The organism is Candidatus Woesearchaeota archaeon, assembly GCA_020854775.1.
In the GTDB taxonomy this organism is placed as follows: domain Archaea; phylum Nanobdellota; class Nanobdellia; order Woesearchaeales; family 21-14-0-10-32-9; genus 21-14-0-10-32-9.
The window spans coordinates 63,846-73,065 of record JAHKLZ010000009.1 but is presented as its reverse complement, the minus strand read 5'-3'; the positions used below and the strand labels follow the sequence as shown (position 1 = coordinate 73,065).

9 protein-coding genes are annotated in these 9,220 nt (G+C 32.3%); 4 read left to right on the top strand and 5 right to left on the bottom strand.

Going from position 1 to position 9,220, the window contains the following annotated elements; all coding sequences use genetic code 11:
* Nucleotides 1–40: 40 nt before the first annotated feature.
* On the bottom strand, nucleotides 41–1,669 hold the full coding sequence (gene glgP / locus KO361_03095; protein ID MCC7574554.1) for an alpha-glucan family phosphorylase: 1,629 nt from the start codon (nucleotides 1,667–1,669) through the stop codon (nucleotides 41–43).
* Between the two features lie 157 nt (nucleotides 1,670–1,826).
* On the opposite strand from glgP, the gene KO361_03090 reads away from it, so the two are divergent.
* From KO361_03090 to KO361_03075, 4 genes are all read left to right on the top strand, one after another.
* A complete protein-coding gene (locus KO361_03090; GenBank protein MCC7574553.1) occupies nucleotides 1,827–2,042 on the top strand; it encodes a hypothetical protein in 216 nt (71 codons plus the stop codon).
* A 120-nt stretch (nucleotides 2,043–2,162) separates the two neighbouring features.
* A complete protein-coding gene (locus KO361_03085; protein ID MCC7574552.1) occupies nucleotides 2,163–3,230 on the top strand; it encodes a hypothetical protein in 1,068 nt (355 codons plus the stop codon).
* 4 nt (nucleotides 3,231–3,234) lie between these two features.
* Nucleotides 3,235–3,552: a histidine phosphatase family protein gene (locus KO361_03080; protein MCC7574551.1), complete on the top strand. Its 318-nt coding sequence runs from the start codon at nucleotides 3,235–3,237 to the stop codon at nucleotides 3,550–3,552.
* A gap of 14 nt (nucleotides 3,553–3,566) precedes the next feature.
* Nucleotides 3,567–3,803, top strand: a complete 237-nt coding sequence (locus tag KO361_03075; GenBank protein ID MCC7574550.1) for a histidine phosphatase family protein — start codon at nucleotides 3,567–3,569, stop codon at nucleotides 3,801–3,803.
* Between the two features lie 5 nt (nucleotides 3,804–3,808).
* On the opposite strand, the gene KO361_03070 is transcribed toward KO361_03075, so the two are convergent.
* From KO361_03070 to KO361_03055, 4 genes are read right to left on the bottom strand one after another with little or no spacing between them, the layout of a single operon-like run.
* Nucleotides 3,809–5,662 (bottom strand): PINc/VapC family ATPase, encoded by a 1,854-nt coding sequence (locus KO361_03070; GenBank protein MCC7574549.1) that lies wholly within the window; start codon nucleotides 5,660–5,662, stop codon nucleotides 3,809–3,811.
* A 6-nt stretch (nucleotides 5,663–5,668) separates the two neighbouring features.
* Nucleotides 5,669–7,594 (bottom strand): transglutaminase-like domain-containing protein, encoded by a 1,926-nt coding sequence (locus tag KO361_03065; GenBank protein ID MCC7574548.1) that lies wholly within the window; start codon nucleotides 7,592–7,594, stop codon nucleotides 5,669–5,671.
* 49 nt (nucleotides 7,595–7,643) lie between these two features.
* A complete protein-coding gene (locus tag KO361_03060) occupies nucleotides 7,644–8,033 on the bottom strand; it encodes an NUDIX domain-containing protein (protein MCC7574547.1) in 390 nt (129 codons plus the stop codon).
* Nucleotides 8,034–8,064: 31 nt separating this feature from the next.
* Nucleotides 8,065–9,219 (bottom strand): hypothetical protein, encoded by a 1,155-nt coding sequence (locus KO361_03055; protein ID MCC7574546.1) that lies wholly within the window; start codon nucleotides 9,217–9,219, stop codon nucleotides 8,065–8,067.
* Between the last annotated feature and the right edge of the window lies 1 nt (nucleotide 9,220).

Below are 9,220 nucleotides of genomic sequence, written 5' to 3'. Positions count from 1 at the left end.
TATAAATGTTTCGTTTTTTAATAACTATTTAGTAGTTAAATTAGTGAAAGTATGCTTTTAACACATATTGACTAACCATCCTATGCGTATTAAAAAAGGAAGCATTAATCACGATTGTATACTTCATAATCTCAGCCCAAGCATGCTTATCAACATAATACAAAGGAACAATCTTTTCCAATTTATCATACAAACTATTAGCATCCTTAACGTTCTGAGCGTGCTCATCAACAACAGGCGTCTTATCACCAACACTCCAACCAGTAACACCCTCAATACAACCCTCAAGCCACCAACCATCCAAAATACTAAGACTAGGAACGCCATTATGAGCTGCCTTCATACCACTAGTACCAGACGCCTCCTTAGGACGCATAGGCGTATTAAGCCAAACATCTACACCAGGAATAAGAACCTTAGCAAGAGTAATATCATAATCATCCAAATAAATCATTCTAATCTTATCACCAATTTCTTTACTAATACTGAAAAGCTTCTTAATAAGCTCCTTACCAGCCACATCCTTCTTATGAGCCTTCCCCGCAAAAACTAACTGAATCACACCATGCTCATCAACAATACGCTTTAAACGCTCAATATCAAAAAACAACAAATCAGGCCTCTTATAAGAAGTCGCCCTACGAGCAAAACCAACAGTAAACAAATCATACTCAAGATTCGTATTATGACGCGCATTAATCTCATCAATCAAAATCCTTTTATTCTCACCATGAACCTTAAGAATTTCCTCATCAGGAATACCCGCAGCGTACCTCAAAGTAAAAGGATCTAACCTCCATTCAGGAATAAAACGATCAAACAACTCCTGCATCTCAGGACTCGTCCAAGTAGCAGAATGAACCCCATTCGTAATTGAATGAATAGGATAATTAGGAAACATTTCCTGAGAAACTTCACCATGCTTCTTCGCCACACCATTAACATAATTACTAAAATACAAACCAATAAGAGTCATATTAACCTTGTTTTCAGAATCTAACAATTCACGAATCTCAAAAGGAAAACTAGGCATTAATTCCTTAACCAAAGAAACATCAAAACGATCATGCCCCGCAGGAACCGGCGTATGAGTAGTAAAAACACACCTATGCCTAACATCTTCTAAACTCGCACTATCAGTTTCCTTATACAATTCAAGAGTGAGAAGACTAGCATGACCCTCATTCATATGATACTTCTTAATACCACTATAACCAAGAGCATTAAGCATACGAAGACCACCAATACCAAGAACCATTTCCTGAGCAAACCTATACTTCTGATCCCCTCCATAAAGAAAAGAAGTCAAAGACTTATCATAATCAGAATTACCAGGAATATTAGTATCAAGAAAAATAATAGGCACCTCATAACCTTTAACACCACGAATAATTTTACGCCAAGGCTTAATCCTAACCTCTCTACCCTCAATATTAATAATAACTTGAACATCCAAAGGCTCAAGAAACTCCTCCATACGCCAAGAACTAGGAATTTCTTCTTGCCAACCATCCTCGCCAAGCTTTTGAGAAAAATAACCTTTTTCATGAACCAAACTAACAGCGACCATAGGAACCGCGAGATCAGCAGCACTCTTAATAGTATCACCAGCTAAAACACCTAAGCCCCCACTATAAGTAGGCATACTACCATCAAGCCCTATCTCCATAGAGAAATAAGCAATCTTCCTAGGTTCAGGTTCATTAAAAAAACGTTTCACGAAAAAACACCTCTTACCAAAATAATAAACAAGACAATTTAAATGTTTCTAAAACACAAAATAAATAAAAAACAACCAACTACCATAAATAAGGAGGGGATAAAAAATGAGACCAGCACCAATAGGATTAACATTAGGATTCACAATAATAAGTGCAACTATGTTCATCGTGATGAGTATATTATTTTTCTTCATCAACGTATGGATAATAAAAGTAGGCGCAGGATTCGCAGGATACTCAAATCTGAGCGGAGACTGGGTAGTGATGAGCGCAGGAATACTAAGCGCAGCAAGCACACTAGCAGCAGCACTAAGAAGATAAATTTTCTAATTTTATTTTTCTATTTTTCTAAAAATTCTAAACCGCAAAAAAATTAGAGAGAACAAAATAAGTTTTAGAACGCCATAATGATTTTAAACACAACTCCATAAAAAAACATTAATGAATCTTGAAAACAGAGTTATGCGAGAATTTTACCCAGTAAAATGCAAAAAAACCAATAAATTAACTTTTTCAAAAAATCACGGAGTTAGATCTTTTGGTTTTAAAAAAATAGGACCTGATAAGAAACCAATATTTACTTTCTCAATAGAATCACCGTCAGTAGAAGAATACGGAATAAGAATGTATTCTTTAAACTATAATAAAAACGGGACAAAAATGACAGAAAACATAATACCCGAAACTTATAGTGGATTAATAGGTGAAAGTATTATGAGAATAATAGTTCAAGAACTATTTCGAAGACTGCACAAAAAGAATCCTTTTGAAAAGTTTGAATTCGTAAAAACTAATCTTAATCCTTATGAAGATCAAAGAACAATAAGAGAAAATGATTATTACGTATTAAGAGGAATATCAAGATATAACCAAATAGTAATAAATAAAAACATGTTAAGAACATACTCTGATTTTGCAACAACAACTGAGTACGACGGCTTATTTGAATATCAACAAGGATCAACAGAAGGCTTAATAATATGCGAATCAAAAATAGGAGACATAGGCTATTTAAGAACAAGTGAGAACAGCAAAGAAGAAATATACAGAAAAATAATACAACCAATACAATCTTTGTATCCTGAAAAACAAATAGATTTCTTACTTATGAGCACAAGAAAAGAATTAGCAGAACAAAAAAAACACAAACCGCTACAAGAAAAAGTTATAAGACTAAATAATTATTTGAACAAACACAACATAGGACTAATACCTATGACTATACCTGAAACAACAAATAGCATAAACACTATAGCCAAGTCAATGCTTCATTTTAACAGATTAAATTCGATAGAAGAAATAAATGTGCCACGAGATAATAAATACATAATTGATAAAAACATGTTAATAATAATGACTGGAAAAAGAATAGATATGATGCTTGAAAGAACAACTCATAATAGTTTCTCAATAGTTTACGACTCAGGTAATTTAGATAATGTTTTCAACACTCCATTCTACGTGAGTCTCAACTGTGAAAGCCCATTCAGAAAAAAAGCAAGAACATAAAAAAATGAAATTAATAATAATAAGACATGGAGAAACAAACCATAATAAAGAAAGAATATGTCAAGGACAACTAGACACTGATTTATCAATTGAAGGAATTGAACAAGCCAAAAAATTAGGAAAACGATTTAAAGAAACAAAAATAAATTTTTGTTATTCTAGCGATTTAAAAAGAGCAAAAAACACAGCGAAAGAAATTTTAAAGTACCATGAAGATATAAAATTAATACTTGATAAAAGAATAAGAGAAAGAAATTTTGGAAAACTCCAAGAAGTCCTTTCCCTAAATATTTTGATTGGAATAACTTACCAGAAACAGTAGAAACAAATGAAGAAATGATTAAAAGAATAAAAGCATTCTTTGAAGAAATTTATCTAAAACACAAAGACAAAACAGTTTTGGTTGTTTGTCACGGAGGCGTAAAATTAACATTGTTAAAATATCTTGAAAAACATTCTGAAAATTTTTTAAAAAAGTGGGATAAACCAAAAAACGCCTCGGTATCAGAAATACTAATAAAAGAAAATAAGAATCATGAATTGATAATGTTTAATTGCACCAATCATTTATAATGAAATTAAGCAAGAAAAATCTTAATAACTTTATTCTGTTTTAAAGCAGAACACAAAGCTTTACCATTAGGACTATCAGCACTAACTTTTATCTGAGATTTCTTACTAGACTTAACACTCATAACGAAATCATCATCAACAAAAACAGAAACTAAACAATCCTGAAATTCTTTATCCAAATCAAAAATTAAATACTTAGCATTAACCACACAAGAAAAATTAATCAAATCCTTATTAACTTGTTTCTTAGATTGTTTCTTTTCCAAAACCTCTAATTTCAAACCAAGTTTTTTTTGAAGATTAGAAATAACAGAACCTTTAGGACCAATAACTAAAGAAACCTGATCTTTAAGAACATAAACAACGCATTTATTATCTGAAACAAATTCTACACAAACATCATCAACACCCAATTTATTCAATTCTTCAATTATTTGTTTCTCAGCCAAAACATAAACAGGCTTTTTATCCGAAACAGAAATAGGAACAACAATAGCTTCTTCACCATAACTATAAACTTCGAATTCTAATCTACCCGTGAAAAAATCACTAATCATAATAACAGGCCTAGCAAGATCAGACTCAAACATGCCAGAAGGAACCTTCACACCCAGCTTCAAAGAAAAAACTTTTTCTAACTTCCCATTCATAATAAAAACAACTGTATCAAGAACATGAGGAATAACCCCTAAATCTAAACGACCAATAAATCTTTGAACCGCATCAATAGGCTGAGACGCATGAATAACACCTAACATACCAATACCTGAGAGTCTTAAATCAGAAAACAACCTGAAATCTTCAACGTTCCTAACTTCGTCAAACAAAACAAAATCAGGCCTACTCAACAAAAGAACATCTCTTATCTCAGAGTGCTGAGCAATAGAAGAACCATACCTAGTAATAGATTTATCAACAACTAAATCCCTAGGAGACTCTAAAGTCTTAACAACTTTACCAAGCGCAGAATACTCATCAGCTAAACATTGAACAAAAGTACTTTTACCATGACCAGGAGGACCAGCAACTAACACACCCTCAGCTTTACTCAACAAACGATGCTTCAAAGAATCATCAATCTTATAATCATTAAACTTTAATTTAGAAACAGGACGCACAGCTGTTATCTCAAAAGAATCAGACAAAGGAGACCTAACAATTACTACGCGCATATCTTTAACCTGAAGAATAGTACTAAACTTCTTATCAGATTCAAAGAAACTATGATCATCAGACTTAACAAATTCAACTAATTCCAAACTAACAGATTCAAGAAACTCCTTTGATAAAACATCCTTATTTAATTCAACGTAACTCCAAGAACCAGGCTTACCAACTTTTGCTTTAGGAACACAATTTTCCCTAAGATGAACACTCATCGCACCATCAACAAAAAAAGATTCCAACAACAAAGAATCCTTCTCAACAACATGAACATCATAAATAATTACGCTAAGACCTTTAGCTAAAGCAACCTTACCCTGAACAACATCAGCAGTTAACAAAGTCGCATTCTCCTTACCAGCCAAGTCACGAATCAAAGAATCAATCTCCCCTGACTTCGCAAATTTTATCTCAAAATCACCAGGCCTATTACCAGAAAAAATAAGCTCAAATCCTTTCTTAGAAGATAACTCCCTTATCTTAGTGATTTCATCAAGACCAATAAAACCCGTTTCTCTACCCTTATTAGCTTGACTTTCAAGCTCAGCCATAACAGCTTCATGAACCACGATTCTTTTAAATTCAAGAGAATTAGCCATTAATTCCTTAGAAATAACTCCTTGAATTATCACGCTAGTATCAGGAACAACAACTTCTTTCATTTTATCAACAATACTTTTTTTCTTTTCACTCAAAATAAATCACCACAAATTCTTAAACCAAAAATACACTTTTCTAAAAAAGAAATCAACTTCATCTAATAAAGATAACCCTTCAACACTCACTTCCAAATATAGTTCTTCAAAGAATTGATTTCCAAGAACATCAACAAAAGTAACATTAACTAAAAACTCATTAATCCCTTTCTTAAGATTCCTAGCAGGAAAATTAAAAATAAACACCACTTCGTTATCAACACTATCAAAAAACATTTCCTCAACAAAATAATCATGAACAATAAATAAAGAAACATTCAAAGGAACACTAGAAGAATTCTTTTTTAAAGAAATGTTTAAAAAACCAATATCAGAAGGATTAATAACATCAGATTGATAAGTCTTAGATAAATCCAACGAAGAATTATCAATAACTAAGAATTTAACAAAAGACAACCTGGAAGAACCTGATTTACTAGATTCAAACAAAACAGGTCTAGAAAAAAAACCAGGTTCAAACATTTCTAAACTCAAATAAAAATCTTCATTCACGAATTCACAAAAATCACCAAGACACAATAAGCCCTCATCATTTAAATAATCACAAGAAACCAATAATGATTCACCAACCCTAATAATAGGCGTAGCTTCACATCTTAAACCAAGAACTAATTCTTTTTCTTCATCTAAAAACAACAAAACATCTTCTTCTAAAACAATGCTAGACCCCTTAAAAACTTTTATTTCGGAAGAAAAAAATTGATTACCAACAAAAAGACGCAAAGGAAAAGTATACATGAAATTATCACTCAACTTATTAGTAACTTCAAAAACAAAATAAACAGATTTCTTCTCACCAGGACCTAAAGCTAAGGACTTAGATCTGGAAGATAAAAAACGCAATCCATCAACACCAGATAAACGAAGAGTCTCAGCAACATAAAAATCATTATTATTCTGCAAATCAACTCTTAAAAAATTAAAAGAACCTTTACTAACCTCATCCTCTAAAACAGACAAAGAAACAGACAACATGGACTTATCAGCAGAACCTTGCTTAGACAAAATAGAAACATTAAGACCTGTTTCTCCAGGAATCACATCGACGTTTCTACCGCGCCAAGAAAAAGAATTTTTAACCGCGTCAGAACCAGAACCCAACTTTATATGACCCGCATCCACTAAACCAAACTGACCATAAGTAGGATCAAAAGAAACCCACCCATAACCAGGAAAATAAACTTCTACCCAAGAATGAAAACCCCAACCAGTAGGAAACAAAGAAGAATCCGTATATGCAACACCTGAAATTTCTCTAGCAGGAATCCCTAAACTTCTAAGAAGAGAAATCAACAAAGAAGAATACTCTGTGCAAACACCCTTTCTATGCTCAAAAACCCAAGAAGCAGGAAGCTTATCAGAAGAAACAGTATCCAAATCATAAACAACATTTTTATTAACCCACTCAGCTAACAAAAAAACCACTTTAAACAAATCATCATTTCCCTGAGATAACTGAACAGCTAAAGAATTAATATCCTCATTAACATCAAAAACATCAGAAGGTAAAACATACTCCAAAAAAACAGGATCAAGATTCTTCAAAGGAAAATCGACCTTACTCATAACAGGAACAACAGCTTTACTAGTCTGAACTCTAAACTGAGACACTAAAACAATGTCATCAGCTTTATTCAGCCTGAACTTAGCAACACCATCTTCAAAAGAAACAAAGTCAGGAAAAAAACTCGAAGACAAAACTACTTGTCTACCATCACTAAGAGGAACCATTACGAATTCAACATCCAAATAAAGAAAAGAACTATCTTGCTCAACAACGAAACTAATAGGAGTATCAAACCTTAAATCAAAAACAGCAGAATCAGACTTTAAAACCGCAGAAACAGGAATAATAAAGAAATAAACTAATAAAACAAAAAAACAACACAAAAAGAACTTTTTATTAAACATAAATAACAGAAAGAAAAAAGTAATATAAAAAACTTCTCAAAAAAAAACACTAATACTTTTCTTTAATAAAATCCTCACAGAAAGCCTTAACGTTAAAAGCAACACCATAATCCTCATAATTCTTAATAGGCAACCAAAATAATTCTTTAAAAACATCGGGCTCAGCAACCATAGGAACTTCACCTTCGGCGATATTAGATAAAAACATGTGACTCCTATACACCTTATTATTAAAATTGAACTCTTTAAAACCTAAGTACTTAACCAAAGAAACATTCACTCCGAGCTCTTCTTTAGCTTCACGAATAGCCGTTTCTTCAAAAGACTCACCCTCCTCAACTTTACCACCCGGAAACTCATAATGATTACGTTTAATCTTCCAAAGAAGCAACAAAGAACCATTCTTAATAATAACACAACCAGCCAAATTAACAATCATAAAAAAACAAAAACAAGAATATAAACGTTTCTTAATACTTAACTAATTTAACAAAGAAAAAAACTTGTTGACCCTGAGCAGTCTCTAATTTATCCTTAACTTTAAAACCATGCTTCTTAGCAATTTCCTCCAACAAATCAGGAACCCTAACAATCACGTTAACAGAACCTTTCTTACCAAGAAATTCTTTAGCAGCAACAAAGAAATCATTATACGCCTTAACAACCCTAGACTCAGGAACATGCTTTGAAACCTCAAGAATCCTAGAACAAGCAACATCTATTTCTTTACTAAAATTCTTAATATCAAGATTAGCAATATCAACCCTAGCAAAAGAAATATTCTTTTCAACACCCGCGATCCTAGAATTCTTTTTTTGAGCAGCTAAATTAGGAAAACTAGCATCACAAGAAAAAATATTACCAGACTTCTTAAATTCTTGAACCTCAGAATCAAACTTACTCAATAAAGATTCATTAATATCTTTAAGCTTTAAAGGAAACAAAAAATCCTTAGAAAACAAATTAACCGAAGCTCCTTTTTCATAAATAGCAGCCTCAATAGGAATAACGCCTGCCAAAGCAAAACCATCAAGCAAAACCATACCTGGTTCAAAACCAGAAAACAATAACAAATTAAAAGCAATAGTGCCTTTAATAGCATTAGGATTATTAAAAATTAAATAATGACGCTTACTCAAATCCTTACCCATAAAATCTACGCCTAACAAATAATTATCATCATTAATCAAAACAAAAAAAACAAGCTCCCTAGATTTATAATCAGGCGTAGAAGAACCACCCTTACTAATTATTTCTTTTCTTACAACATTAGAAACTTCTTGCTCAACAATAACACTATTAAAATCATGAACCCCTAGTCTAGAACAAGAAGATTTAAACGTGTTTGATAACAAAGAAAACCAAGCATCATTATTCTTCAAATCAGACCCGATCTTCAAAAGCAAATCATCCAAATCATTAAAAGAACCAGAACCTATTTTTAACAAAACACGCGTAGCTGACTGAGAAAAATAAGCAACCCTAAGAGCTTCCTCGTTAGAAGCACAAAAATCAACAAATCCCTTATTAGCTGAAGCAACAACACCGAATCTGTTTTTTAATTCTTTAACACAAAGAGATTCACAATTCTTCTCCGTAACAATCGAATAAGTAAAATCATTCATA

What these genes read in the sequence shown, in the direction of transcription:
- glgP (MCC7574554.1), bottom strand. Translation starts at nt 1,669, where the DNA reads ATGGAGATAGGGCTTGATGGTAGTATGCCTACTTATAGTGGGGGCTTA.
- KO361_03065 (MCC7574548.1), bottom strand. Translation starts at nt 7,594, where the DNA reads ATGTTTAATAAAAAGTTCTTTTTGTGTTGTTTTTTTGTTTTATTAGTT.
- KO361_03085 (MCC7574552.1), top strand. Translation starts at nt 2,163, where the DNA reads ATGAATCTTGAAAACAGAGTTATGCGAGAATTTTACCCAGTAAAATGC.
- KO361_03055 (MCC7574546.1), bottom strand. Translation starts at nt 9,219, where the DNA reads ATGAATGATTTTACTTATTCGATTGTTACGGAGAAGAATTGTGAATCT.
- KO361_03060 (MCC7574547.1), bottom strand. Translation starts at nt 8,033, where the DNA reads ATGATTGTTAATTTGGCTGGTTGTGTTATTATTAAGAATGGTTCTTTG.
- KO361_03075 (MCC7574550.1), top strand. Translation starts at nt 3,567, where the DNA reads ATGATTAAAAGAATAAAAGCATTCTTTGAAGAAATTTATCTAAAACAC.
- KO361_03080 (MCC7574551.1), top strand. Translation starts at nt 3,235, where the DNA reads ATGAAATTAATAATAATAAGACATGGAGAAACAAACCATAATAAAGAA.
- KO361_03090 (MCC7574553.1), top strand. Translation starts at nt 1,827, where the DNA reads ATGAGACCAGCACCAATAGGATTAACATTAGGATTCACAATAATAAGT.